Origin of the sequence: Streptomyces sp. NPDC048197, assembly GCF_043202395.1 — a bacterium.
Classification (GTDB): domain Bacteria; phylum Actinomycetota; class Actinomycetes; order Streptomycetales; family Streptomycetaceae; genus Streptomyces; species Streptomyces siderophoricus.
The window spans coordinates 338,448-364,286 of the sequence record NZ_JBIDAJ010000004.1 but is presented as its reverse complement, the minus strand read 5'-3'; the positions used below and the strand labels follow the sequence as shown (position 1 = coordinate 364,286).

20 protein-coding genes and 1 tRNA gene are annotated in these 25,839 nt (G+C 72.0%); 8 read left to right on the top strand and 13 right to left on the bottom strand.

What is annotated here, in order from left to right; translation table 11 throughout:
- Window positions 1–20 precede the first annotated feature (20 nt).
- A complete protein-coding gene (locus ACGF4C_RS08745) occupies window positions 21–521 on the bottom strand; it encodes a hypothetical protein (protein ID WP_393564466.1) in 501 nt (166 codons plus the stop codon).
- Between the two features lie 81 nt (window positions 522–602).
- Between ACGF4C_RS08745 and ACGF4C_RS08740 the strand changes: the two genes are divergently transcribed.
- Window positions 603–3,068, top strand: a complete 2,466-nt coding sequence (locus tag ACGF4C_RS08740) for an MMPL family transporter (RefSeq protein WP_393564464.1) — start codon at window positions 603–605, stop codon at window positions 3,066–3,068.
- 64 nt (window positions 3,069–3,132) lie between these two features.
- On the opposite strand, the gene ACGF4C_RS08735 is transcribed toward ACGF4C_RS08740, so the two are convergent.
- From ACGF4C_RS08735 to ACGF4C_RS08725, 3 genes are all read right to left on the bottom strand, one after another.
- Entirely contained in the window at window positions 3,133–3,405 is a 273-nt protein-coding gene (locus ACGF4C_RS08735; RefSeq protein WP_393564462.1) for an acyl carrier protein, read from the bottom strand.
- Window positions 3,398–4,645: an SDR family oxidoreductase gene (locus ACGF4C_RS08730; RefSeq protein ID WP_393564461.1), complete on the bottom strand. Its 1,248-nt coding sequence runs from the start codon at window positions 4,643–4,645 to the stop codon at window positions 3,398–3,400. Before ACGF4C_RS08730 ends, ACGF4C_RS08735 begins: the two co-directional genes overlap by 8 nt.
- Window positions 4,646–4,876: 231 nt before the next feature.
- On the bottom strand, window positions 4,877–6,103 hold the full coding sequence (locus ACGF4C_RS08725; RefSeq protein WP_393564459.1) for a beta-ketoacyl-[acyl-carrier-protein] synthase family protein: 1,227 nt from the start codon (window positions 6,101–6,103) through the stop codon (window positions 4,877–4,879).
- A gap of 489 nt (window positions 6,104–6,592) precedes the next feature.
- Here ACGF4C_RS08725 and ACGF4C_RS08720 point away from each other — a divergent pair, with 489 nt between their 5' ends.
- A complete protein-coding gene (locus ACGF4C_RS08720; protein WP_201806114.1) occupies window positions 6,593–6,757 on the top strand; it encodes a hypothetical protein in 165 nt (54 codons plus the stop codon).
- A 64-nt stretch (window positions 6,758–6,821) separates the two neighbouring features.
- Here ACGF4C_RS08720 and ACGF4C_RS08715 read toward each other — a convergent pair whose 3' ends face one another.
- The 3 genes from ACGF4C_RS08715 to ACGF4C_RS08705 all read right to left on the bottom strand — a co-directional run bounded on the left by ACGF4C_RS08715 (window position 6,822) and on the right by ACGF4C_RS08705 (window position 8,886).
- Complete coding sequence (locus tag ACGF4C_RS08715; protein ID WP_393564456.1) at window positions 6,822–7,172, bottom strand: MmcQ/YjbR family DNA-binding protein; 351 nt, start codon at window positions 7,170–7,172, stop codon at window positions 6,822–6,824.
- 39 nt (window positions 7,173–7,211) lie between these two features.
- Window positions 7,212–7,610, bottom strand: coding sequence for a potassium channel family protein (locus ACGF4C_RS08710; RefSeq protein ID WP_201806118.1), 399 nt, complete (start codon window positions 7,608–7,610; stop codon window positions 7,212–7,214).
- A 229-nt stretch (window positions 7,611–7,839) separates the two neighbouring features.
- Entirely contained in the window at window positions 7,840–8,886 is a 1,047-nt protein-coding gene (locus ACGF4C_RS08705; RefSeq protein ID WP_393564455.1) for a trypsin-like serine peptidase, read from the bottom strand.
- 241 nt (window positions 8,887–9,127) lie between these two features.
- Between ACGF4C_RS08705 and tap the strand changes: the two genes are divergently transcribed.
- From tap to ACGF4C_RS08685, 4 genes are all read left to right on the top strand, one after another.
- A complete protein-coding gene (tap, locus tag ACGF4C_RS08700; RefSeq protein ID WP_393564453.1) occupies window positions 9,128–11,287 on the top strand; it encodes a telomere-associated protein Tap in 2,160 nt (719 codons plus the stop codon).
- A 9-nt stretch (window positions 11,288–11,296) separates the two neighbouring features.
- The gene (gene tpg / locus ACGF4C_RS08695; RefSeq protein ID WP_393564451.1) at window positions 11,297–11,854 is read left to right on the top strand and encodes a telomere-protecting terminal protein Tpg; all 558 of its coding nucleotides are present in this window, start codon (window positions 11,297–11,299) and stop codon (window positions 11,852–11,854) included.
- A gap of 203 nt (window positions 11,855–12,057) precedes the next feature.
- Window positions 12,058–13,893, top strand: a complete 1,836-nt coding sequence (locus tag ACGF4C_RS08690) for a glycoside hydrolase family 15 protein (protein WP_393564449.1) — start codon at window positions 12,058–12,060, stop codon at window positions 13,891–13,893.
- A gap of 116 nt (window positions 13,894–14,009) precedes the next feature.
- On the top strand, window positions 14,010–15,419 hold the full coding sequence (locus ACGF4C_RS08685) for a purine-cytosine permease family protein (RefSeq protein WP_393564447.1): 1,410 nt from the start codon (window positions 14,010–14,012) through the stop codon (window positions 15,417–15,419).
- A gap of 18 nt (window positions 15,420–15,437) precedes the next feature.
- Here ACGF4C_RS08685 and ACGF4C_RS08680 read toward each other — a convergent pair whose 3' ends face one another.
- On the bottom strand, window positions 15,438–17,744 hold the full coding sequence (locus ACGF4C_RS08680; protein WP_393564445.1) for a hypothetical protein: 2,307 nt from the start codon (window positions 17,742–17,744) through the stop codon (window positions 15,438–15,440).
- 3 nt (window positions 17,745–17,747) lie between these two features.
- Window positions 17,748–17,819: transfer RNA gene (locus ACGF4C_RS08675), tRNA-Pro, on the bottom strand.
- A gap of 177 nt (window positions 17,820–17,996) precedes the next feature.
- Between ACGF4C_RS08675 and ACGF4C_RS08670 the strand changes: the two genes are divergently transcribed.
- Window positions 17,997–20,300, top strand: coding sequence for a DUF4132 domain-containing protein (locus ACGF4C_RS08670; RefSeq protein WP_393564443.1), 2,304 nt, complete (start codon window positions 17,997–17,999; stop codon window positions 20,298–20,300).
- A 248-nt stretch (window positions 20,301–20,548) separates the two neighbouring features.
- Here ACGF4C_RS08670 and ACGF4C_RS08665 read toward each other — a convergent pair whose 3' ends face one another.
- The 4 genes from ACGF4C_RS08665 to ACGF4C_RS08650 form a co-directional block, all read right to left on the bottom strand.
- Window positions 20,549–20,872, bottom strand: coding sequence for a hypothetical protein (locus ACGF4C_RS08665; protein WP_393564442.1), 324 nt, complete (start codon window positions 20,870–20,872; stop codon window positions 20,549–20,551).
- Between the two features lie 142 nt (window positions 20,873–21,014).
- Window positions 21,015–21,587 (bottom strand): DinB family protein, encoded by a 573-nt coding sequence (locus ACGF4C_RS08660; RefSeq protein WP_393564440.1) that lies wholly within the window; start codon window positions 21,585–21,587, stop codon window positions 21,015–21,017.
- A gap of 312 nt (window positions 21,588–21,899) precedes the next feature.
- Entirely contained in the window at window positions 21,900–23,279 is a 1,380-nt protein-coding gene (locus ACGF4C_RS08655; RefSeq protein ID WP_393564438.1) for a M64 family metallopeptidase, read from the bottom strand.
- A 220-nt stretch (window positions 23,280–23,499) separates the two neighbouring features.
- Complete coding sequence (locus ACGF4C_RS08650) at window positions 23,500–24,414, bottom strand: NADP-dependent oxidoreductase (RefSeq protein ID WP_393564436.1); 915 nt, start codon at window positions 24,412–24,414, stop codon at window positions 23,500–23,502.
- A 135-nt stretch (window positions 24,415–24,549) separates the two neighbouring features.
- Between ACGF4C_RS08650 and ACGF4C_RS08645 the strand changes: the two genes are divergently transcribed.
- Window positions 24,550–25,809, top strand: coding sequence for a LuxR C-terminal-related transcriptional regulator (locus ACGF4C_RS08645; RefSeq protein ID WP_393564435.1), 1,260 nt, complete (start codon window positions 24,550–24,552; stop codon window positions 25,807–25,809).
- Window positions 25,810–25,839: the final 30 nt, after the last annotated feature.

Sequence of the window (25,839 nt, the reverse complement as noted above, 5' to 3'; positions counted from 1 at the left end):
CCCCAAGGGCCACGGGCTCCCTACCTCCCCGGGGTACGACATCCCCGGGGTACGACCACGACCTGGTCGTCGTCCTCGTAGATGATGCGGCCGGGGTCGGCGGACTCCAGTCGTTCGTACGGGACGCCGTGTGCGGCCAGTAGGTGCAGATAGCCGTCCACGCGCGCTATGAGGTGGGTCGCGGTGGTCTTGAACCAGGCCACCGCGCACGGGTTCCGCTGCCGGTCGTAGACGAGCGGGTCGGTGTCGGACGGATTGGCGTAGTGGGCGTCGTACCAGTCGTTTCCGGCGCGCCAGAAGCGGTACTGCTCCTCGCTCAGCCTGCCGTCCCGGGCGAGCCCGTTGGCGAGGGCGAAGATGCCGGGGAAGTGGCCGTGCGGACTGCGCGTAGTCCCTTGGAACCGTATGTAGCGGGCCTGGGTCACGGTGTTGACCTCCGGTGGGGCGAACGGTGAGGTGAAGCGGAGCGGGCCGATCGTCGCGGCATGGGCTCGGCTTGCGGACCTGTGTGCGTCCTTCATGGTGCGCCATCCGTTCCATGTGTGCGGTGGGTGACGGCGCGTCAGCTCAGCCCGCCCGCAGGCCGGCTGGACCATGGCGCGATGGGCAAGGGATGCGGCGGGACGGGCCGGTGGGGATTCGCGGAGTGGGGGGTGCGGTTTCCGCGGCGGGTGCTGGTGGTGGCGGGGGTGTTGGGTGTCCTCTTCGGGTGCGCGGCCTCGGGGCTGGCCGACCGGCTGTCCGTAGGCGGGCTGGCCGCGTCGGGGACACCTTCGGAGCGGGCGGAGGCCTGGGCAGCGCGCTACGGCGCCGGCAGTCCGGAACTCGTGCTGGTCGTCCGGCCGGTCTCACCGCGGAATGCGCTGGACGGTCCGGCGGTGCGCGTCGCTGGACGACGTCTGACGGAGCGGCTGGCAGCTGAGGGAGGGGTGGCCGGGGTCCGCTCGTACTGGACGGCGGACGGGGACGGTGCGCGCGGTCGTCGTGGAACTGGTCTTGCCCGTGCTCTTGATGTCGACCATGAGCCTGGTCGTGCGGCGGGGTTGCGGTCGACGGATGGGCGGGCCGCGCTCGTGCTGGTCGATCTTGACGGGAGCGAGACCGAGACGGCGCGGACCGCGGAGCGGCTCGTACCGCGCTACACCGGGGAGCGGGGCCCGTTCGCCATCCGGGCCACCGGGCCCGCGTGGAGCCTGGCGCAGTCGACCGTGCAGGCACGTGCGGACCTGCTGCGGGCGGAGCTGATCGCCGCACCGCTGACCTTCGTGATCCTGGCCCTGGCGTTCCGTTCGCTGGTGGCGGCGCTCCTGCCGGTGCTGGTCGGCGGGGCGGCGGCGGTCGGGGCGCTCGCCGTGCTGTGGGTGCTCACCGCCGTCACGGACGTCTCCGTCTTCGCGGTCAACCTCATCGGCGCGCTCGGATTCGGACTGGCGGTGGACTATGCCCTGTTCATCGTCGCCCGGTTCCGTGAGGAGCAGGCCCGGGGGCGCACCGCACAGGAGGCGGCGCTGGCCGGTGTGGCGACGGCCGGCCGTACGGTCGCGGTGTCGGCCGGTACGGTGACCGCGGCCCTGGCGGCGCTGTTGGTGTTCCCCTTCTCGTTCCTGCGCTCGATGGCGTACGCGGGCATGGTGGTGGTCGTACTCGCCGCCCTCACCGCCGTGTTCGTGCTGCCGGCGGTACTGGTCCGCTGGGGGAGCCGGGTCACGGCGCTGGATCCCCTGGGACGGTTCCGGTGGGCGCCGGCGCCGACGATCGGCGGGGACAGTCCGCTGTGGGGCACGGTCGCACGGGCGGTCACCCGGCGGCCGGTGTGCTGGGGAGCGGCCTGCATGGTGGTGCTGGCCGCGCTGGTGCTGCCGTTCGCACACGGCCGCCCCGGGCTCGCCGATGAGCGGATCCTGCCGGCCGGCGCCGAATCGCATGCGACCGCCGATCTCGTACGGAGCGAGTGGGGGACGTCCGCGGAGGGCACCCTGACGGCGGTCCTCCCGCGGGTCGATGCGGAGGCCGACCGGGCGGCGCTGGATGCGTACGGACGCAGGCTGTCCGGGCTGGCCGGGGTGCGGGGTGAGGCGACGGTGACCGTTCCGGCGACCGGACGGTATGTGGGCGGGCGGCGGGTGGGGGGCGAGGGAGCGTCCCCCTCTGAGACGCGCCGGGGACCGTACACCTCTGAGGTGGTCGGGGGAGCGTACGCGCCGAGGCCGGGCGGGAGAGCCGCCGGGCGCGTGGTGCGGGGCGCTGTGGTGACGTTGACGCTGCGGTCCGATCCGCAGTCGGAGCGTGCCGCCGCGCTCGTGCACGCGGTCCGCCGGCTGCCGGCCCCCGGCGGCGCCCTGCATCTCGCCGGTTGGGCCGCTCAAGTCGTCGATGCCCGCGCCGCGTTGGCGCAGCGGCTGCCGCTGGCACTGGGACTGATCGCCGCCGGGACCATGACCGTGGTGTTCCTGTTCACCCGCAGTGTGCTGATTCCGCTGAAGGTGCTCGCGGTGGCGGCGCTGAGCCTCACCGCCGCCCTCGGTGGCCTCGTCTTCGTCTTCCAGGACGGTCATCTACGGTCACTGCTCGGCGACTTCACCGTCACCGGCACGATCGACATGACGATTCCACTGCTTCTGTTCAGCGTGGCATTCGGCCTGTCCGTGGACTACGAGCTGTTCCTGCTCTCCCGTATCCAGGAGCACTACCGGGCGACGGGCGACAATACGGCGGCGATCGTCCACGGCATCTCCCGGACCGGACGGCTGTTCACCGCGGCGGCGCTCGCCGTGGCCGTGGCCATGGGCGCGCTCGCCTCCTCGGGCGTGCTGCTGCTCAAGGAACTGGGAGTCGGTCTGGCACTGGCCGTCGTGGTCGATGCCACGGTGGTACGGGGGGTGCTGGTCCCGTCGGTGATGCGGCTGGCGGGGCGGGCCAACTGGTGGGCGCCGGGGCGCGGCCGCCGTGCTCCTGATCCGCGACATGGGCACCCGCACCATGACGGCTCGTCGCACCATGACGGCTCGTCAGTCACGCCCAGTCACGGCGACGTGACCGACCTGACCTCGCCCTCCAGCCGCGCCTGAGGGCCGTGCCTGAGTTCCGACCTCGATCGTCCGTGAAGCGGAACGGGTGAGCTGCGGGCGCCGATCACGACCGCACGGATGACGCGTCGACCAGCGCCGTCGCTTCCGCGAGCGTCATGCCCGGACGCAGCTCGGTCTCCGCGGTCACCCCGAGGCGTTCGCCCATGACGAGGGCGAATTCCAGGAGTGCGAGGGAATCGACGTCGAGTTCCTCGAACGTCGCGTCAGGACGCAGCTCGGCCGTGTCGATGCCGAAGGTCTCGTTCAGGGCCGCGCAGATGACGGCGTAGTTGGGGGAGGAAGCTGGGGGAGTGTGTGTCGGGCAGGGGTCAGACACGAGCCGTCACGGCTCCCTTCTGTGGAGAGGGGGACGGGGAGGGAGAGGGGGGAGGGGTGGAGAGGCCCGGCGACGAGGGCATGCTCATGCCCGCGCGGACGTACTCCCCGGACAGTTCCGGCGGTGGTGCGAGGCCGGCCGTCGCGGCCTCCAGGCGGGTCCGGTCGTAGTGGCGGCGGGACCACCAGTGCGGAGTCAGCCCGGCGGCCAGGCGGATGAGGAACCGTTCCAACGGCCGCATGTCTTCGGCCGTCAGGTCCGGGTCAAGCGTGACATCGAGCCAGTCACATCCGCTCAACGCGATCCGCACCAGCTCCTGCACCGAGCAGTCCTGAGGGTGTGTCACGTGATAGGTCTCGACCGGTGGCTCCGGCTCGGCCATCGTCCTCTCGGGGCGGGCGGCGGCGCAGCGCAGCATGGCCGTCACCGCCCAGTCGACCTGCAGCAGGTTGACGAGGGCATCCGGCCGTCCCGGCACGCGCGCCGTATAGGGGAAGCTGATGTCGTCGCCGACCAGACCGGCGGCGCGCAGGACGAAAGCCGGATCCTGTCGCTCCAGCATGCTGATCCGGGCCGCCTGGACCGCCAGCCAGTGGCGCGGCTCACCTGCCTGGGACGGCCGGTCGGTCACCAGCAGACTGGGGCGGAAGACCACCGCCGGCCGGCCCTCGGCCCGTGCCCATGCGCGCACCAGGCCCTCGGCGCGGAACTTCGACTCCTCGTACAGGGTGGCAAATCCGTACTGCTCGTCCAGTGTGTCCTCGTACACCAGGCCCGTGCGGCGCCTGCCCGCGACGAACGCGGTGCTGATGTGGAACAGCCGCCCGGTACGTCCCCCGGCGCTCAGCAGCTCCAGGACGCGGCGGGTGCCCGCCACGTTGGTGCGGTGCAGTGCCGCCGCCTGGCCCAGCGGGCTGGTGTCGGCGGCGCAGTGCCACAACTCCTGCGTGCGCCGCGCCAGCGCCGCGTGTTCCGCCTCCGACAGTCCCAGCCGCGGGGCGGCCAGCTCGATCCGCACCGGGGTGACCCGTCGGTGGAACTCGTCGGCGTCCCACCCGGCCCGGGATCCGGCCTCGGTCCCAGGACCGGCGGTTGTGCTGCGTACGGCCCGCAGCAGTCGTTCGCGTGCGGAGACCGGATCACCCCGTACGAGGGCGCAGACGGGACGGTCGTCCCTGCGCAGCAGCGCGGCGAGGAGCTGTGCGCCGAGAAAGCCGGTGGCACCGGTGATCGTGATCAACGACTCACTCCTTCGACCGCGCACCGCCCGCGGCGCGGCAGCGTGCGCACCGCAGGCCCGGGCTGTGGCTTGCGCACTGATATTATTCCTATTTATTAGGAATGTGTTGCAGTATGTCGAAGTGTCAGGGATCAGCGGCCCCGGCGCACCGGCGCACCGTTGCAATACGAGCATTCGCGTGATCTCCGGCCGCGTCCGTGCGCCCCCATCGGCCCCACGGCTGAAGTGGCTCTACGACGCCGCGCGGAAGACCAGTACGGCGTTCTGGCCCCCGAACCCGAACGCATTGCTCACCGCCGCCGCCATCGGCAACGGCCGTGGCGCCTTCGCGACCACATCGAGTTCGATCTCGGGATCCTGCTGCTGCAGATTCGCCGTCGGCGGGATCACCTGCTCCGCCAGTGTCAGGACCGTGCACGCCGCCTCGATCGCCCCGGCGCCACCGGCCGAGTGCCCCAGGGCCCCCTTCACCGCGGTCACCGGCGGCGGCCGCCGGAAGACCTGCCGCAGTGCCAGCGCCTCCGCCCGGTCGTTGAGGACCGTCGACGTGCCGTGCGCATTGACGTGGTCGACATCGCCCGGCTCGATCCCCGCGTCGCCCAGCGCGGCCGACAACGCCTCGGCCGCCCCGCGTCCTTCCGGGTGCGGCGCCGTGAAGTGGTACGCATCGCACGACGCCCCGTAGCCGGACAGGTAGGCGTGCGGGCGGGCGCCGCGCGACCGGGCATGTTCCAGCCGCTCCAGTACGAGCACCCCGGCCCCCTCCGCCAGGACGAACCCGTCCCGGCCCGCGTCAAAGGGGCGGGAGGCGCCCGCGGGATCGGCCGCCCGCCGGGACAGCGCGCCCATCTGGTGGAAGCAGGCGGCCGGAACCCGGCTGCACAGCGATTCGCTGCCGCCCGCCACCACCACGTCGCAGGCGTCCGTGAGCAGCAGCTGGCGGGCGGTGCCCAAGGCCGTCGCCCCGGACGCGCATGCCGTACTGACCGTCAAGTTCGGCCCCCGCACCTGAAGGTCCATCCCCACTTCGCCGGCCACCATGTTCGGCACGCTGCGCGGAATGGCCAACGGGGAGATGTCCGTGGCCCGTCCCTCGGTGAGCTTGGTGAACTCCGCCTCGTAGCGCTCCATGCTCGCCGTGCCCACCCCGAGAACGACCCCCACCCGTACGGGATCCCAGCTGCCGGCGCCCAGCCCGGCGTCCTTCACCGCCTCGCGGGCGGCCACCAGGGCCATGGCCGCGCACCGGTCCAGTCGCCAGGAGAGCCGGCGTCCGAGCTGCGCGGCAGGGTCGAAGTGGGGCACTCGGCAGCAGAAGTCCACCGGGAGGCCGGCGAGTGACGGCTCGGTCGCCGCGGTGGATTCGCCCCTCAGCAGGCCCTGCCAGGTGGCGGCGACCCCCACCCCCGCGGGCGTCACCAGCCCCAGTCCCGTGACGGCCACCTCTCGCGCGCTCATTCGGCCGCCACCCTCCGCACCCGCGCCTCAGCGATTTCCGGCATGCGCTCAGTATTGGCAGCCGTCCGCCCACCCCGGGCGCGCCAAGCCGCAGCGTCCCCCGACCAGCCGCAGCCTTCCCCGGCCTGGGCGGCGAGCGGGAGCCGTGGGTGCTCCGGAGGGGAGGGCCGCGCCCCGCCGTGCCCCAGTCGGCCCTTCGCGTGTACCGTTCGCGCGTACGTATCGCGCGCACAAACCGTGCGTTCGATCATCAACGGTGATCAACAGTCTCAGGCTCTGGGATGATCTTTGCATGCTCGCCAGGCACATGACACGATGGCCAGCGCCGCACGGGGGAGCGGTGTATCAGTGGGGACAACCTCCCTTTGCGCACCAAGGCTTCAGTCGCCCCGCGGTCGGCTGACCCCGCCGGTGCTCCCTTCTTCCCGGGGCGGCGAATACCTACCGAGCCGAACCAGCGTCAGCACATGGAAAGAAGGAACCACCGACATGAACACCGCCACGCACTCCTCCGGCACCACGCCCATCTACGAAGAGCTCGTCGAGGAGCACGGTGACGTCCTCGCCGCGACCCGTGAGGCGGCGGAGCATTCCCAACTCAAGGCGTCCCAGGCACTCGACTGGAGCGATCTGCGCCGCCGTCACCACCAGTAGTGGTGGTACTCGTTCTCGACTGCGCTTCTCTTGATCGCGCCTTCTCTTGATTGCGCCTTCTCGATTACGCGTTCTCGCTCGGGCGGAAGCTGTCCAACAACCGTGCCGGGGCGGCCTGCTTCCAGGAATCCACGAGGATGTCCCGGAGTTCGTCCACGTCCTCCAGTGCGGCCAGCCGGACGCGCACCCAGTGAGAACCTGCCTCATGCGGCGGCACCCAGAATTTGTGCGGTTCCGCGGCGATCAGCTCGTGCCGCTCGTGGATGGGGCAGCGCACGGCGAATGACGTCTCGTCGTCGGGAACGGTGATGAACATCTTCCCCGCCACCCGGAACGTGGGCATATCCCAGGCTTCCTTCTCCACCGTTTCCGGGAGCGACAGGGCGATACGGCGGACGTCGGAAGAATCGATCACGTCACCACTTTAGCCCCGCCGACCACGCTCCTGAAACGTTCAGGAAGGCGCGGTGGGACCGCGGCCCCTGATCAGATTCTCGACGTGGTCGAAACGCGCGTGCAGCGTCCGCAACTCCGCCCGCAGCGCCTCCGCGTCCTCGCGCGCATGGCTGCCGATCGCCTTGCCCAGCCGGATCGCGTCCTGCTCCGCACGGCCGACGAACCACGTGGCGAGGGCGGCCGTGATGACGCCGAACGCGGTAATGGCGCCGAGCATCAAAAGGGACGCGATGACCCTGCCCCACACCGTCACCGGGTAGAAGTCCCCGTACCCCACCGTGGTCGCCGTCTCGATCGACCACCACACCGCTTTCGGGTACGACGTGATATTCGCCCGCGGTGCGCCGGATTCGGCAACGACCACCAGAGCGGCGCCGGCGAGCAGCAGCGCGCTCATACCCACGGTCACCCAGAAAGCGGCCCGTGCGTGCAGCCGACGCCATGACTCGTTCCGGAAGAGGCGATTCAGAGCGGACACGAGAAACGACGGCACCAAAGCGGGTCATCACCTTCCACTGCCGGCCTGACCGGAATGCAGATCTGCCGTGCGAAAACCGGCTCTCCGCCGGAAAGCCGGTTTTCTTACGGCATTGCCGACATTAACAGGGGGTGCTGTGGGGGCCCTGTCACGAGGAGGGAATGCGGGGTGCGGCCGGAGTGTCGCCGCGAACGGCGTGCAGGTAGAGCGCCAGCGTGTCGAGGGTGAAATACGAGCTGTAGGAGACGTCGGGGAAGTCCCCGCCGGTGTGGTAGCCGCCGATGACCCCGATCAGGGCGTAACCGGTGAAGTCCCTTACCAGGAACGGCCCGCCGGAGGTGCCGCCGATGTAGCCGGCGCAGGCGATCTCCAGGAAGTCGCCGGGGGCGGCCGGGTCGGTGCTGGTGTAGCGATGCGTGGACGAGGTGCAGTCCAGCGGCTTGGGGTGGGTGGTGTCACTGCTGCCCGGGTAACCGATGAGCCGTACGTCCCGGTGGTCGTACCCGGGATAGGGGACCAGGTCGTACCCGCCGGTGACGTCCTCCACCTCGGCCCCGTCGGCGCGCGCGCCGAGCCGTACGATCGCGTAGTCCCAGCGTGCGCCCCCGTTCGTACCGAGGTCGTAGTAACGCTGGTCGAGGTAGATCCGGTCGACGGGGTAGATCCCGTGCGGCTTCAGGCCGTCGTGGTATTGCGGCACGAACGACAGATGGCGCTTCGGATCGGGCGCGCGCAGGCAGTGCGCGGCGGTGACGACGAGGTTGCGGAGCGGGCTGCGGACGACCGTTCCACCGCAGAAGCGGCCGGTGTTGGTGCCGTCCGTCCAGAAGAAGGTGCCGACCTGTGGGAGGCCGTCGAACGGGTGGCTGGGCGGCGGCACCGGGTCCGCCGCCGTCGATGGCCGCGCCGCGCGGAGGCTGCTGTTCCCCTTCGCTGGGCCCCTCCTGTCGGCCGCGACCGGCTCGGCGGCCGCCATCCGCTGCGGGGTCCAGTACGCGTCGTCGTCCGAAGCGGACGGGGATGCCGAAGTCGACGCGGGTGACGGTCTTGCCGGCGCTGGATGAGGAGTGCCGGTTGCGTGCGCGGCGGGGGTGAAGGGAGCCGGCGGGACGGCGAGTGCCGGTCCGGCGAGGCCGAGGAGGAGGGTGGTGAGGAGGAGGGAGCGGAGGCCGCGTACGGCGATCGGTCTGTGCATGATCGGGGTCCTCCCGAGGGATGCTGGCCGAGCGTGGAGAGCCGAGGGTGCGTGCTGGGTCCGAGCGGGCGAGCCATGGTCCTACGGGATGGTCCTACGGCTGGGCCGGTGTGGCGAGAGGGCGTGTCGAGGGGCCTGGTCCAGGCGGTGTGGTGGCGTGTTCCGACGGTGCGTTCCGGCGTGCGTTTCGCGGAGGGAGTGGGGGTGTGATTCGGATAGGGTGGCGAGGGAGGTGGTTCCCGTGGCCAGTGAGCAGGATGCGCTCTTCGCTTCGGTTGATGCGTTGCTGGCGCAGGCCGGTGCGCTGGACGCGCTCCCGGAGCCGGCGGAGCGCAAGCGACTGCGCGAGGCCGCCGGCCTGAGTCAGGATCAGGTCGCCACGGCGCTGGCCGTCCGGCGGGAGACGATCACCAGCTGGGAAGCCGGCCGGACCGAGCCGCGCCAGCCGAAGCGCGCCGCGTATCTGCGGCTGCTGGAGGGCCTCGCGGAGCGATTCCCCGGCGGGTCGGATGCCGTCGATCCCCTCGGTCCCGTCGAGGCCGCACCGGGCCCCGCGCCGATCCCCGCCCCGGCTCCCCCTGAAGCCCGGCCGGCAGAAGCAGCATCGGCACCCGCCGCCCCCGCCACCCCCGCTCCCCGGCCCACCCGGCCGCCCCGCCCCACCCGTACGGCCGCCCGTCCGGCCCACCCCGCACGCACCCCCCAGCCACCGGCCCGGCCGTCCTCGCCCGACCCCGACCCCCGGTTCGCGCACGGGCCGCTCGCCGTGCTCGACGGGGACGGTTCCGCGTACTGCGTCGAGGGGCTGGTGCTGGACTGTCCGGCCAAGAGCGTGCCGGCGCTGGTCGAGTGGGCGTTGACCGAGGCGAAGCTCGGGGCGCCGCGGCTGCATCGGCACGGCAAGGACGCGGACCCGCTGGTCGTGATCACTGCCGGCGCGGCCGAACGGCTGGGGCTGCCTGCCGCCCTGGAGGACCGGCGGGGGCTGCGCCTGGCGGCCGACCACAAGATCGTCAAGCAGCTCACGCGCGCCAAGTGGCAGCTCACCCGGCGCGGTTTCGGTCCCTGGCCGCGGATCTACCGTCCCGCAGAGGGCGGCCGGCGGCAGTGCGTACAGCTCGCGATCCTCCCGTGGGGCGCGCTCGATGCCCGTTCCTGGGGAGCGGCGGAGCACCTGCCGGCGGCCGAACTCGCCCGCGTACTGGGCTCGTTCGCTACGCGGGTCATCACCCCGCGCGGTTCCACGGCCGTCTGCGGACTGGAGCTGATGACCGCGCTGCGCCCGCCGACCCGCGCCGTCAAGGACGAGGGCACCGGCGCCTGGGTTTCCGGGCCCAACCCGGGCGCGCTCACAGAACCCGTCGATCCCGCGCCGCCCGAGGCGCCCGGCGAACACCCGGTGGTCGCCGCCCTTTACCCGCGCCACCACGAGCGCACCTCCGACCAGGTCCTTGATGAAGAGGCCTTTGACTGGTTCCGGTCGCTCACCGACGAGGAGTGCGCCCAGGGCTACGCGTACGGGGTCGGCATCGACGTCAACATGGCGTTCGCCGCGGCGGCGAACCGCCTCACGGTCGGCACCGGCCCGGCCACCCACGTACACGCCCCCGCCTTCGACCCCAAGCTGCCCGGCACCTGGCTCGTCGACCTCTCCCGCGTCGACGTCGACCCCCGGCTGCCCAACCCGTTCACCCCGAGGGGCGCCCGCCCGGCCGGACCGGCCTGGTACGCCACCTCGACGCTCGCGTACGCGGTCGAACTCGGCGCGCGCGTCGAGCCGTTGGAGGCGTACGTACGGTACGAGCACGGCTCTTATCTGGACGCCTGGTACACGCGGCTGCGCGATGCCTACATGGCCACGATGGCCGACCTCGGGGTGACGGCCGGGATGTCGGACGCCGACTTCCTGTCTGCCATGGCGCGTCACAAGGACGTGGACCCCGGACAGGCGGCCGTGCTGTCGGCCATCAAGGCGACCGTCAAGGGCGGCATCGGCAAGCTCCGTGAGCGGCCGCAGGGCGTGGGCCACAAATACGGCGAGCGCTGGCCCGCCCTGGAGCGCCCCACCTGGAGCCCGCACATCCGGGCGGAGCTCATCGGCAAGGCCCGCACCAACATGCACCGCAAGATGACCAAGCTCGCCGCCGTCGGGCGGTTCCCGGTCGCGGTCCTGTCGGACTGCGCCGTCTACCTCTCCCACGGTCCGTCGCCGCTCGACTTCCTCCCGTACACGGAGGAGGGCAAACCGCTTCCCGGGGGCTTCCGGCTCGGGGTCTCGCCCGGCATGGTCAAGCACGAGGGCACCCAGGACTTCCTGTGGGTGGCCGCGATGATCGAGGACGAGCGGATCAACCCGGCCCGGCACATCAAGGGCACCGACGCCGCCGGAGACGGGGAGTAGGAGCGCGCCATGGGCATCATCCAGGACAGCCTGGACAAGGCTGAGGAGCACACCGCCACCCGCCCCCTCCCCAAGTCGGCGCCGGCGCAGATGCGCTTTTTGGTCAAGTCCGAGAAGGGCTCGACCATGGCGGTGGCGCGGCTGCTCGGGGTCTCCCAGCGGACGGTCGAGCGGTACGTCAAGGCGCAGATCAAGAGGCCCCGCAAGGACCTGGCGGCCCGTATGGAGCGCGAGGTCCGCAGGCGGTGGCAACCACGGGTCCGCGAGCGGGCAAAGAAGCGGGCGGCGACCGTCGGCGGCATCGTCATCGAGACCCGCGCCCGCTTCGGCTTCACCGCCGCCCCGGGCAGCACCGACGACAGCCGTATCCGGCGCATCACCCAGGCCCTGCCCCCGGCCTACGCCGCCCGCCTCTTCGACGCCCAGGCCGCCGGGGCAACGGAACAGCAACTGCGCGAGATCGCGGCCGAGGGGCTCCAGGAGATCTACTTCAAGGACCACGGCCGCCGCGCCGACGGGCTGCAGGTGGAGTTCACCGACATCGAGTACGTGGAGATGGAGTTTTAGGAGCGACCCAGGGATTGAGGAGCGAGCTGGTGTCCGGGGTTCGTTGCCCTCGGCAACATTTGTTTCTCCGTCCCGCTCCCGCCCGCCGTCCCTGTCCCGCCACCCGCCTGCGTCCCCGTCCCCGCCCGTCAACGTTCGCGGTGCGTCACGGCCCGGAGGTAACCTGAACGGAGCCCTCCTGCCCCTGCAGCCGGGGAGGTCACATGGTCGCCGGTGAGAGCCTGCGTCCCAGTAGGGCGGACGCGCCGCGCTACATCCCCATAGCCGAGCACGGTCTGATCGGCGATATGCGGACGGCCGCGCTCGTGGGCACGAACGGGACCATCGACTGGTACTGCTGCACCCGGTTCGACGCGCCGAGTGTGTTCGCGTCGATCCTGGACGCCGACCGCGGCGGGTCGTTCGAGCTGGCGCCGGACGTGCCCACGCGGACCAAGCAGTTCTACTTCCCCGACACCAACATCCTGATCACACGCTTCTTCGCGGACAACGGTGTCGGCGAGGTCCAGGACTTCATGCCGATCGTCGACGACTCACGCGAGGCGGACCGGCACCGGCTGATCCGCCGGGTGCTGTGCGTCCGCGGCACGCTGCCGTTCATCGCCCGGGTGGCTCCCCGGTTCGACTACGGCCGGCGTACGCACACCGTGAGCAGCCACGGGTGCCATACGGTCTTCGAGTCGCCGGGGCTGACGCTGTCGCTGACGTCCAGCGTTCCGGTCGAGATCGACGGTCCGGACGCCTGGTCCTCGTTCAAGCTGCACGAGGGTGACGTCGCGGTGTTCGCGCTCGACCGTATTGGCGGGGGGCTGGAGCCGCGGGCCTGTCCGGCGATGGAGGCCGAGGAGCTGTTCGGCGCCACGGTGCGCTACTGGCGGAGCTGGCTTTCCCACTCCCGGTACCGGGGACGCTGGCGGGAGATGGTGCACCGCTCCGCACTCACCCTCAAGCTCCTCATCTACGCGCCGACCGGTGCCATTGTGGCCGCGCCCACGACCAGCCTGCCGGAGCAGATCGGTGGCGAGCGGAACTGGGACTACCGGTACGCCTGGGTGCGGGATGCCGCCTTCTGTATTTATGCGCTGCTCAGGCTGGGCTTCACCGATGAGGCCAAGGCGTTCGTGCACTTCCTGTCCGGCAATGTCCGCTCCGAAGCCTGCGCGGCCGGGCCGCTGCAGATCATGTACGGCATCGACGGCCGCAGCGAACTCCCCGAGGAGGAGCTGTCCCACCTGGAGGGGCATCTGGGGTCGGCGCCCGTCCGGATCGGCAACAATGCCGTCAAGCAGCTCCAACTGGATATCTACGGCGCGCTTATCGATTCGCTCTATCTCTATGACAAGTGGGGCGAGCCGCTGTCCAGTGAGCACTGGGACACCATCGGGAACCTGGTCAACTGGGTCTGTGAGAACTGGGACCAGCCCGACGAGGGGATCTGGGAGACCCGCGGCAAGACACAGAACTTCCTGTATTCCCAGCTGATGTGCTGGGTCGCCATCGAGCGGGCGATGCGGATCGCCACCCACCGTGGTCTGCCGGCGGACACGCTCCGGTGGGGGCGGACCCGCGACGCGATCTACCGGCGGATCATGGACCGGGGGTGGTCCGCGGAGCGGAAGGCATTCGTCCAGCACGAGGGCGACACCGTCCTGGACGCCGCCGTGCTGATGATGCCGCTGGCCAAATTCATCTCACCCACCGACCCGAAGTGGATCTCCACGCTCGACGTGCTGGGCGAGGACCTGGTCTCCGATTCGCTGGTCTACCGCTACGACCCGCGCAGCAGTCCGGACGGCCTGCGCGGTGAGGAGGGCACCTTCTCGATCTGCTCGTTCTGGTACGTCGAGGCGCTCTCCCGCGCCGGCCGCGTCGACGAGGCCCGGCTCGCCTTCGAGAAGATGCTCACCTACGGCAACCACCTCGGCCTGTACGCCGAGGAGATCGGCCGCACCGGCGAACAGATCGGCAACTTCCCCCAGGCCTTCACCCACCTGGCACTGATCAGCGCCGCCTTCAACCTCGACCGGGCGCTGGGCTGACGACCGTCCTGGAGGGGGCCTTCCCGGCGACGGCATCCCCGGTGACGGCATCCCGGTGACGGCACCGTCGACGGCTCCGCCTACCGTAGGGCGCTGCCGTTGACGCCGGGAGAGGTATGACCATCGAAGATGCCGTGTTCCGTGGGCGGATGCCCGGGCGGGCCGGGGACCTGTCGGTTGAGGGGCACGGCATCGAGCCGGTGCCCGAGGGCAACCGTTACGGGACGCCGGCGCGGTTGTTCACCGTCTGGTGTGCACCGAACCTGACCATGAGCGGGGTCTTCACCGGCACGGTGGGCGTGTCGCTGGGGCTGGATTTCTGGACGGCGCTCGTCGCCATGGTGCTCGGCACGGTCGTCGGCGCGCTGCCGGCCGCCTACCTGTGCACCTGGGGCAGCCGGACCGGTACTGGGCAGCTCCCGTTGGCGCGGCTCGCGTTCGGCGGTGGGGTGGTGCTGCCCGGCGTCATGCAGTGGCTCACCTCCGTCGCCTGGGACGCCCTCATCGGGCTCTTCGGCGGGGAGGCGCTGGCGCAGCTGCTCGGCTGGCCGTTCTGGCTGGGCGCACTGGCGGTGCTGCTCCTGCAGGGGCTCGTGGGGGTCTTCGGATACGAGGTCCTGCACCGGCTCCAGACCGTGATGACCTTCGTGCTGGGCGCGGCGTTCCTGGTCCTCGGCGCCAAGCTGCTGACTGGCGTGCCGCTGCCGGTGCCGGGCACCGCGCACGGCGCCGACCGGGCCGGCGCATTCGTGCTGACCAGTACCGTGGCGCTCAGCCTGGCCGTCTCCTGGGCGCCGTACGCCTCCGACTTCAGCCGCTACCTGCCGCGACGCACCTCCCGGCCGCGGATGTTCTGGTACTCGCTGCTGGGCATGGTGCTCTCCTTCGTCTGGGTGCAGACGCTGGGCCTGTGGGGAGCCGGGCTGTTCACCGACCAGACCGCCGCCGCGGTCCACGGCCTGCTGGGCGGCGGGGCACTCGGCGCCTTCGGCCTGCTCGCCCTCGCGGCCGCGGCCGTGTGCAGCAACGCGATGAACGACTACAGCGGCTCGCTGGCCCTCCAGGCAGCCGGCCTACGGGTGCCCAGGCCGCTCGCCGCGGCGGCCGCCGCCGTCCTCGGTTTCCTGCTCGTACTGTGGCTGCACGCCGCCCACACCACCGTCCGCTTCCAGAACCTGCTGCTTTTCGTCGGCTACTGGATACCCGGCTTCGTGGGCATCGTGCTCGTGGACGCGCGGGTGCGGGCCAGGGCCCGGGGCGGCGCGCCGATCGACGTCGCGGCCGAGTTCGCCCGGCCCCAGCCGTGGTGGCCGGCCTGCGTCGCCTTCCTCGCCGCGTTCGCCGCCGCCGTGCCCTTCATGAACACCTCCCTCTTCACCGGCCCGGTCGCGGCCGCCCTGCACGGCGCCGACCTCGAGTACTACGTGGCCTTCGCCGTGTCGGTGACGGTGTACGCGCCGCTGCGGTGGATGGTGCGGAAGCGGGGCGCGGGGTCGGCGGAGCCGGTCGCGGCGGCCCGCGGCTGAGCACGCCCGCCGGGTGGCTTACACGGCGGGCGGGGCGCTCAGCCAGTGGCGGCCGCGCGCGCTCCACCCCAGGAAACGGCGGGCCGCGCCGCCCCGGGCCGTACCGTCGGGCTCGAAGCTGCCACCCCCGGCGACCAGGCGCAGGCCCGCAAGAGCGGGCCCCAGCCGGGCTGCCACATGCCATGGATGGCGGGCCGTCTCCTCGTCCAACCAGGCCAGCACCCGGGCCTGCTCGCCCGGGTCGCACAGCGCCAGATGGAACACCAGGTGGCGCCAGGCGTACGCCGCGTCCTTGATCGTCGCAAGCGGCCACGGGTGGTTGTGCACCCGGGCCGTCAGCCGGCACACCGTACGGAAGCAGCGCCGCGCCAGATCGGCCGGGCCCGGTTCCGGGGCGATGCCGACCCGGCCGACCAGCGTGGCCAGATTGTGCGTGGTCAGGATCTGCGCCTGCTCGATCACCGCACCGCACTCCGCCACCGAGCCGTGCCCACAGACCCCGGCCCGCTCGCCGCACAACCGGGCGAAACCCGGCGATGTCCGCGGCTGGTGGCCGCGGACCAGTGCGGTGCTCGTCTCGACGATCGCCAGATTGCGCAGCGCCGCATAGTCGATGCCGTAGTACCGCTCGTAGAGCGTGCCGCCCAGTAGTTCGCCGGCGATCCGGGCCGCTGTGAGGAACTTGCGGGAGAACGTGCCCATGAAGATGTCCGCGGCGAGTTCCTCCACCAGAGGAGCGTCGAGGTCCGCCTGGCGGGCCAGCGAACCGAGTTCACGGATCAGCGGGTTGGGCAGGAGCGTGCCCGGGAAGCCCTGGACGGCCAGCTCGCCGAGGTGCCGCAGCGTGGTGAGCGCGTCGTCCTGGGCGGCGTCGGCCGCCCGCTGCCCGGCCACCGCCCGCACCCACGGCAGTTCCTCGACCCGCACCTGGCGCTCCAGGTTGAGCAGCAGCAGCGAACGGCGGCGCGCGAACGCCCGGTAATGCGCGGCCATCAGCCGGCGCAGCGCCGCGTCCGGGTAAGCCTGCGCGGTGGTCGTCGCCACCAACTGGGGCACCAGCTCGGCCAGTACCTCCGCCGACGGCACCACACCGCGCTCGATGAGCGTGCCGACCGGGGCGCTCAGCGTGGACTCGACGACCTGCCGGATCGCCGCCGGAACCGCGGCTCCCACGGGCAGCCCGGTTTCCCGGTGCTCCTCCTCCGTCACCGCGACGACCAGCGACTCGACATCGGCCGCCCCCACGTCCTGAGGCAGCTCGCCGAGCCGGCGGAGCACCAGCTGCGCCAGCGCGTGATGGGACGGCAGCGCCGCCTGGGCCGCCTGCCGCGCCCGCAGCGCCGCATGCGGAACGGAACCGGGGGCTCCGCGTCGTCGCACCATGGAGGACACGGCATGCCGCAGCAGACCGAGACGGCGGGCATCAAGGGGCCGCCCGGCGAGGGTGGTCTCCAGAGAGGCCCGCAGGATGGCGAGGTTCTCCTTGGGCTTGCGGTGCTTACCGCAACGGGTGTGGACCTCGGCCAGCTGCCGGTAGCGGTCCAGCAGTGCCGCGCCGCGCGCGAGCCAGTCCTCGCCGGGGGTGCGGACCAGCACCCGGTCGCCCTCGGCGGTCTCCAGCCAGTGGACCAGCAGCTCATCGGCGAACGGTTGCCAGACCGTGAGCGCCTCGCGCTGCGCCTCGACGGCCGCATGCGGCCGACGGCGTGCCAAGGCCTGCCCGGCCTCGCCGACCGTCCGGCGGTGCACGGTCGAGGCGTCCGGCGCGGGCGCCGCCGTCGGCCGCGGCGTGAACCGCAACTGCCCGGCGAACGGCTCCAGTACGTCGACGAGTTCCAGCGCCTCGGCCACCTGCCCGGAGCGCACCAACCAGGCCACGGTGAGCAGCGCGGCCTCCTCGGGGACCGCGACCTCGTAGCACCCGTTGTCCAGCAGCCGGCACAGTCCGGCCAGCCCGGCCTCGGTCAGGGAGTACGCGAAGAGCGCCCGGCGCTCGGCCGGAACGCCCGCCCGGCGCGCCGCGTCCCGCTCGTACGGCAGCAGCGGACCGCCGGCGCTCGCCGCACCGGTCGCGAAGCCGCCGCGGACGACCTCCGGGGTCACCCAGGCCGGCAGGCCCGCCACCGGGGCCCGCGACCCCACGGACAGGCGGCCGCCGGCGATACCGTCGAGCACGCTCCGCCAGCGGCGGATCCGCTCCTCGGCGCGTCGGCGGGTGGCGGCGTCCTCATGGGTGAGCGCGGTGCCGAAGGCCCAGGCCAACTGTGCCTGGGCGTAGGGCGGTCCACCGGCGAAGGGAAGCTGCTGCTCAGCGTCGTCGTTCATAAGCCGACGTGGCGGGTGCTGCCCCCGCGCCCTCCGGGTCCCGAGCCCGGTGCTCTGCTGTTGAGCTACACGTCGATGATCGGCGAGCGTAGGCGGCCCGGAAGTCGCCGGGCAAACGGATTTCCAGGGAGCGGGAGACGCACCGCCCGGGGCGTCCGAACCGGCCGGGCAAAGGCGGTCGGTACGGCCGGGTTCACCGGCTGCGCTGCAGGTCAGGGGGCATTGTCAGACCCTGAGGCTACGGTCGTCGACATGAACGAACTGTCACCGCACGCGGCCCAATTGCGCGCCGCGATGGCCGGACCGCCGCAGGACGCCGCGTGGTCCGGAGGCCTCTGGACCGCTTGTGCACAGCTCACGTCGGCGGAGCTGGGCATGCTGCTGCCGGTCGCATACCGCACCCTCGCCGCCGAGGACGCGCCCGACCACGCCCGCCAGGTCGCCCGCGAGGTCACCTGGACGAAGGTGCAGCCCTCGTTCACCTCCCTCACGCTCACCGAACTCTTCCTGGCGCTGGCCGAGTCCCCGCGGCCCCGCGATGTGCGGTTCGCGGCCGGTGGCCTGCTGCGCTGCACCGAACCCTGGGACGAGGAGGCGCTGCGGAAGCCCGCGGCCGTCCTGGTGGAGATCGCCGGGCGCAAGGCCGACGAAACCGCCGATGCCGCCCTGGCGGTGGCCCCGCTGGCCGGCCCGGATGCCGAACGGGAGCTGGCCGGGCGTCTGTGGGAGCTGTACGCCGACAGCCCGTTGCGCTCCGCGGAGATCGAGGTCCTGCTCGCGACGGGCCCCCGCGAACGGGCCCTGGTCGCCGAGGACCGGCGGTACGCACCACTGACCGGCGAGTGGCCGCTGCTGACGGACGCCGCGCTCGGGCCGTCCGCCGAGGAGTTGCACACCGAGCTGGCGCACCGGGTGCTGAGCACCGCGGCCGACCACCTCGCCGCCCTGCACGCCGGCCGGCTCCCGTACGCCGCAGACAAGGCCTTCACCGCCTCCGATACCGACACCCTGTGGCGGGCGGCCCGGCGTGCCCTGCGGCGTGACGAACCATGGGCCGGGCAGCTCCTCGCGACCCTGCTGCCGCACAGTGCCGTGGCCCCGACCACCGCTAAGACCCTGCCGTCGCAGGCAGCCTGTATCGGCCTGGCGCAGGCCGTGGAGGCCCACCCGACCCCCGAGGCCGTGGCCGCACTGCGCGAGGCCCGACGCGTCGTCCGGCACGCGGGCGTCACCAAGAAGCTCGACCGCACACTGCGGCGCGCCGAGCGTCATCTCGCCCGTCGCCCCGAACTCACCCTGCGCCTCACCGACTTGGGCCTCGATGCCGACGGTGTCCGGCGCCTCCCCTGCGGCCCGTACACCGCCGTGCTCACGGTCGGCGAGGAGGCCACCCTGGCCTGGGAGAGTGCCGACGGCCGCGCACTGAAGTCCCTGCCGGCCGCCGCCCGGCGGGACCACCCGGACGTGGTCGCGGCCGCCCGTGACCTCCTGGCCAAGGCACGCGCCCAGATACGCACGCTGATCCGCGGAGTGGAAGGCGGCTATCTGGAGGGCACCGTCCATCGGTACGACCGCTGGCGCGAGGCCCTCGACCAGAGTGCCGTGGTCCGTGGGACCGCTCGCCGCCTCATCTGGGAGATCGAGCATGCGCCGGGGGAGTGGCGGGCCGTCCTGCCCGCGGCAGGGCCGGCCGACGACACTCCCGAACCGGCCGGGTCCGCCGCGGTCCGGCTCTGGCATCCGGCCCGCGCCACCGCTGCCGAACGTCACTATTGGCGCGACCGCATCGCGGAGCTGGGACTCCGCCAGCCGTTCCGCCAGGCCTACCGGGAGCACTACCGCCCCGAGGACACCGGAGAGTCCGCCACCGGAGACGGCGATACCGGATGCGGCGCCACCGGAGACGGCGGCGGCACCGGCTCCGCCCACTCCACGATCATGTTCCACGGTCATCTGTTGCGGATCGAGGCGGTCCTCGGGCTGGCCGTGCGGCAGGGCTGGAACATCGAGGACGAGGTACTCGTCCTGCCGGTGGGCGAGTTGACCGCTTGCTTCGTGATCGCCGGGTCTCTCTATCCCGGGGCCAGTGGCTGGGCGGAGGCCATGGAGGTCAAGCTCTTTCGCGCCGACGGAAGTCCCCAGTCCCTGGCGGAGGTCGATGCCGTACGGCTTTCGGAGATCTTGCGCGCCGTCGATCTGCTCGTCAGCGCCGGCAGCTTCGGCTGGTGCGAGACCCACGCCCATGAACCAGGCGCCTGGCAGCAGCTGAACCGCCTCTACGACCAGCCGCTGGGCGAGGGCGCACGGATGCGCAGGGAGGCGCTGCGCCGCATCCTGGCCGCACAGATAGCGTCCGGCCGGGTCGAACTCGGCGCCAGGCAACTGCTGTTGGACGGGCGTTACGCCGTCCACCTGGCCACCGGACGGGTCACCCGCGACGGCGATCCGGTGGAGATCACCCTGCCGACGGGTCGACGGGCCGTCCCCCTGCCGTTCCTGCCGTACGACGAGACATTGCTGGAACGTGTGGTGCGCACGGTGGAACACCTCATGTGAGGCAGTGGCCCCCGAGACACGGGAGGGCTTCGGCCGTGGTCCACGAGATAAGGGAGGGGCTTCGGTCGTGGCCGGAAGGGCGACGTCCCCGCGCAGCCGCGGATCTGCGCGGGGACGGCCGTTGATGCGGATGGTCCGCTGGGGACCACAGTGGCCTACCGGTTGCCTGTCAACTTCCTATCGGTGGCTCACCAGTGGCCTGCACTGTCCTGAGCAGCTCAGAGCGGCTCAGAGCGGCTAGGGGCGGCTTAGAGCGGACGGGCCCACAGGTCCCACATGAGGCCCGAGCCGTCGCAGAAGGGGTCGGCCCACTTGCCGCTGGCGACCAGGTCCGTGCCGGCCGCCTGGCAGCCGCTGAGGGTCCAGAACTTCTTGCCGGTCCACACCGTGCCGGGCGGACCGTCCATCGGCCGCACCTGCTGCCGCACGGCGGCGGGCTTGGCCGCGGTGGCGTGGGACTGCGTGGCGGTCTGGGCGCCGGTGATGGCGTGGGCCTGGGCGGCACCGCCCAGACCGGCAACGGTGAGCGCGGCGGCCGCCAGCGCGGTGGTGAGAACTCGCCTGTTCCGCATGTTACGCACGTGATGTCCTTTCCCCGTAGGTCCGGGCCCCGTGCGGGCCCGTCACCCCGTACACGGAGAGGGGCCCTTCGACGTATGACACCCCTCTGTGTGACCTGAGTCACATGCTGGGGGGGGCTCTCCGTCATGTGAGTCATCGGCCGATGGTGCCGTCGAGGCGTTCGCGCAGCAGATCGGCGTGGCCGTTGTGCCGGGCGTACTCGGCGATCATGTCCACCAGGATGCTGCGCAGGGAGACCGGTTCGCCGGTTCTCTTGCGGATTCCGGTCTCCTCCAGTGACGTCGCCGAGGTGACGATCTGCCGTGACCGCTCGCACTCCGCCCGCCAGACGGCGAAGGCTTCGTCTACATCACCGTCGAGCGAGGTGAAGTCCTGGTCGGGGTCGTCGTCGGAGTAGTACAGCAACGGCACCTCCTCGCTGGCGAACTGGATCCGGAACCACCAGCGTTCGCAACCGGCCAGATGCCGGACCAAGCCGTGCAGGGAGAGCCCGGAGGGCGGCACCGCCTGCCGGGAGAGCTGCTCCGCCGACAGGCCGGCGCACTTCAGTGCGAAGGTCGCGCGGTGCCAGTCCAGCACCGCACTCAGCGTCTCCCGTTCCCCACCGGTCGCGGGTGTCGGGCGGCGGGTGTCGCTGGCCAGCTGGGGGGAGTAGTGCGCAGGGGTCTGCACAGGGCTCTGCGCAGGGGTCGATCGGTCGGTCATCGTGTGGCTCCCGTTGCGTGGCTTCCGGCGTCGGGCTTCCGGTGCCGGTCTCCCGGCGTCGGGGCCCGCCTCGCGGTCGTGCCCTCTCGGACGCGAACGGTTCCGGATGTGGATACCGCCGAGTGTGGCAGGGGCCACTGACAATCGCCGCTGACCTGCGCATTTACGGGCCCTCCACCGCCCCTCCCCCCCCGGGTTCCGGAGTTGGCGGGGAGGGGCGGTGGCGCGGTCGGGGATACCCGGCAAGGGTCAACCGCCGCAGCGGACGGCGGTTGACACCGGAGGCGACCCCGGAGACGACTCCGCAGGCCGTTACGGCGCGATCTTCCAGCTCAGTGCGCCCGACATCAGCCGGCGCACAGCGGGGTCGCGGACCGCGGCGGTCCGGTCGGCGGCACGGGCGGTGACGGTGTGCCGGCGGCCGTCGGCCGGGACGCCCAGGGCCCGCGGGACGACCGTGGTCCGGCCGCGCGCGGACTTCCGCTCCCGGCCGTCGACGTACCACTTGAGCTGCGCGGACGCGGGCACGGTGACATGGATGCGGGTGCCGCGGGTGAGCGTCCGGTCGGTGCGCAACGGGCTGCTGAGCACGCTCCCGAAGCGGTAGAAGCCCGCGATCATCGCCTCCCGGCCGGGGAGGTTGAACTCCCGCCCGAGGCTCCGCATGATCGAGTTCTCGGTGGGGCGGTTGAGCCCGTACTGGTAGTAGCCGCCGCCCTCGTAGGCACCCACGGCGCCGCCGTCCGGGGATTGCCGGCCGAGCCAGCGGTACCACTTCTGGTGCTGTGCGGCCATCTGGTCGGCGGAGAGGGTGGAGAGGTTGGCCTGCTGGGGTTCGGGCCCGGAGTAGGTGCCGGACTGGCCGTAGTCGTACTCGTCGGCGAGCTTCCCGAGTGAGTGGCCGGTCTCGTGCACCGCGATCTGGTCGGACCGGTCGTTGTCCGAGGAGGCGGTGGCGATCCCGTCGTAGCCGACCTGGGAGGAGATGTCGTTGTAGCCGGCACCGCCGTATTTGGTGGAGTTGGAGAGGACGACGACCAGGTCGGCGGCGGGGGCCTTGGCGGCGTACGCCTCGACCTTCCCGGTGTCGACGCAGAGCAGCCGCTCGGTCCCGTCGCAGAAGAACGCGGAGCCGAGGGCGGTGTCCCGGACCACGTCCTGGGTCGGGTCACCGGAGACACCGGAGTCGTGGGAGACGGCGTCCACCGCCCAGACGTTGAACTGGCCGGCGTAGGACGCGTACGGCTCCACGGCACTGATCTTCGCCCACTTGGCGCGGACGTCGGCGTGGAAGTCCTCCTGTTGGGCGGAGGTGTAGCCGTCGCCGACGAAGACGACGTCCAGTTTGCTGCCGACCGGGCCGTTCTGCACGATCGGCGTGACCTCGCCGTCGCCCGCGGCGATCGCCGACTTCTGCGAGGGGGACAGCGGCTTCGGGGCCGCTACGGAGGTGTGCCGGGGGTGGCCGCCCGGGCCGGTGAAGTACTCGACCCGCTGGGTGGGTTGGGCCTGCGGGGACGGGGCCGGGGTGGTGGCGCCCTGCGCGGTGCTCGCCGCGGCCGTCGTGGCGGCCAGTGCGGCGACGGCCAGTGCGCCGGAGAGGGAGGTGCGCAGCGAGGGGCGGCGCGGGCTGCGTCCGGTGGCACCACGGTGCCGACCGGTGCCGGGTATGGAGGGGGAGCGTCTGAGCATGGGGGGTTATTCCTTCCGAACGTCACCACTGAAGCGGTGAGTTGAGCCTTGTTCAGGCGCCGCTCAACGTAGAGGGTCGGAAGGGCAAGAGCAACGGGAATGCGCAGGGACCACAGGAGAGCGCAGGGATAACGGAAAACCCACGGCAACGGGAAAGCCGCCACGGCCTCGCGGACCGTGACGGCACCCAAGTCACCTGGTACGGGCGGACGCGCCCGGCTCAGACCTCGATGACCAGCTTCCCCCGTACATGGCCCGCCTCGCTCAGCTCCTGGGCCTTGACGGCCTCGGCGAGCGGGAAGGTCTCGACGACCGGGACGGACAGCCGGCCCTCGACGGCGAGCCGGGCGTGCCGGACCAGGCCCGAGCGCACCTGCTCGGACGGCGTACCGCCCGCGGAGAACGGCACGCCGTGCTCGGCCGCGTTGGGGTCGGCTATGGTGACGATGCGGTCCGTCGTCCCGCCGCGCAGGGCGATGGAGAGCGGCAGCACGTCCTGGCCGGCCGCGTCGAAGACGGCGTCCACGCCCTGCGGGGCCGCGGCCCGGACCCGGTCCGCGAGCCCCTCGCCGTACGCCACCGGTATCGCGCCGAGCGCCCGCAGGAAGTCGTGGTTGGCCGGCGACGCCGTGCCCACCACCGTGGCGCCCAGGGCCACCGCCAACTGGACGGCCACTTGGCCGACCGCCCCCGCGGCCCCGTGCAGCAGCAGCGTCTCGCCCTCGGCCAGGCCCAGTTGGTCGAGCACCCGCTGCGCGGTCTCCCCGGCGACGGGCAGCGCGGCCGCGGCCCGGAAGGACAGTTCGGCGGGCTTGGGCACGATGTCGCCGGCGAGGGCGTACTCGGCGTAGGCACCGGTGCTGGTCCAGCCGAAGACCTCGTCCCCGACGGCCACCTCGTGGTCGCCCGGGCCGAGCGCGTCCACGATCCCGGCGAACTCCAGACCGGGCACCGCGGGGAACGTGGTCGGGTAGTGCTGCTCCACCCAGCCGTAACGCCGCTTGTAGTCCAGTGGATTGACGCCGACCGTGACCACCTTCACCCGGACCTGTCCCGGGCCCGGTTCGGGCTTCTCGGTCTCCCCGAACGTGAGCACTTCCGGGCCGCCGAAGCTGTGGTAAATGATCGCCTTCATGGTGTATCTCCCCGCTGGTGGTGTGAGGGCTCCAGCCTCGCCGCCGGGGGAGCGCCCGGTCCCCGGCCATCGGACCAGTCCCCCCTGGCCAAAAGTCCAGCGCCCGTCCCGCCGCGGCTGGCTAGGCTGACGAGCATGGAGCTGACCGGAGCCGTCCCCGCCCTGACCGCCGCCTACGAGGTGATCCGCCGGCCGCTGGGCGAGATCCTGCCGCGGCTCTCCGAGGTGCTGTCCGAGGCGGTCCCGCACCTGGCGGCGGCCGAACTCTCCACGCACTGCGCGCACTCACCGTTCAAGACGGCCGGCGACCCGGAGATCACCGGCCGGCTCTCCACCGCCGACCTGGCCCCGCTGCTCGCTGCCGGCACCCCGGGCCGGCCGTGGCAGGGGACGCTCGACCTGGCCGGGGCCGAGCGGCCGGTGCTCGCCGTGACCAGCCATGCGACGCCCCGCGGCGCGGTCCTGCTGCTGGTGCGGGACACCGCGGCCACTCCCGTCGACGAGAACGTTACCGCGCTCGTCCAGGCCCTGTGGGACATCGTCACCAGCCACTTCGAACGGCTGGCGGCGGAGGCGATGCCGGGTGCGCTGGCCCGTTCGCGGACCGCCGCGGGCACCCGGGCGCGGGTGATCGCCGAGCTGGGGGAGGCGTACTCGGCCGCGCTCACCGGCGTGCTGGGTGTCCTGCGCAGCCGCACCCTGGACGATGCGGCCGCCCGCGCCACCGCAACGGACCTGGCGGTCTCCGCCCTGGTCGAACTGCGCGCCGAGGCCGAACGGGACCAGCAGATCGCCGAGGAGCCGGCCGACCAGGCCTTCGCCCGGCTCGCCGAATCCCTCCGGCCGCTGGTGCGCTACAGCCCCGTACGGCTCGAACTGGGCGCGCCCGACTCCGTGCGGACGCTGGCGGCCGACGTCGCCCACACCGCGCGGGCGGTCGTCCGGGCCGTGCTGATGAAGGCACTGGAGCAGGAGGCGGTGACCCGGGTGCACGTCTGCTGGCAGATCAACGACGACGAACTGCGCGCGACCGTACGGGACGACGGGCCCGGCACCCTCACCCCCGAGGCACTGGCTCCCGGCCGGGTCCGGGACCGGCTCGACGTCTTCAAAGGGCGCCTGGACGTCGACGCGGTGCCGGGCTGGGGCACGACGGTCTCGGCGACGATCCCGTTGCGGGTCTCCCAGGACCCCGCGCCCGACCCCCTCATCGCCCTGGGGGAAAGGGAGTTGGAGGTGCTGGCGCGGCTCGCGCTCGGGCACCGCAACCGGGCTATCGCCCAGGAACTCCACATCAGCGAGTCGACGGTGAAGTTCCACGTCGCCAAGATCCTCACCAAACTGGGTGTCGAGTCACGGGGCGCGGCCGCGGCGCTCTTCCACGCAGTGGCGTGAGGAGTCCGGGCGCGGCTGCCGCTGGAGCCC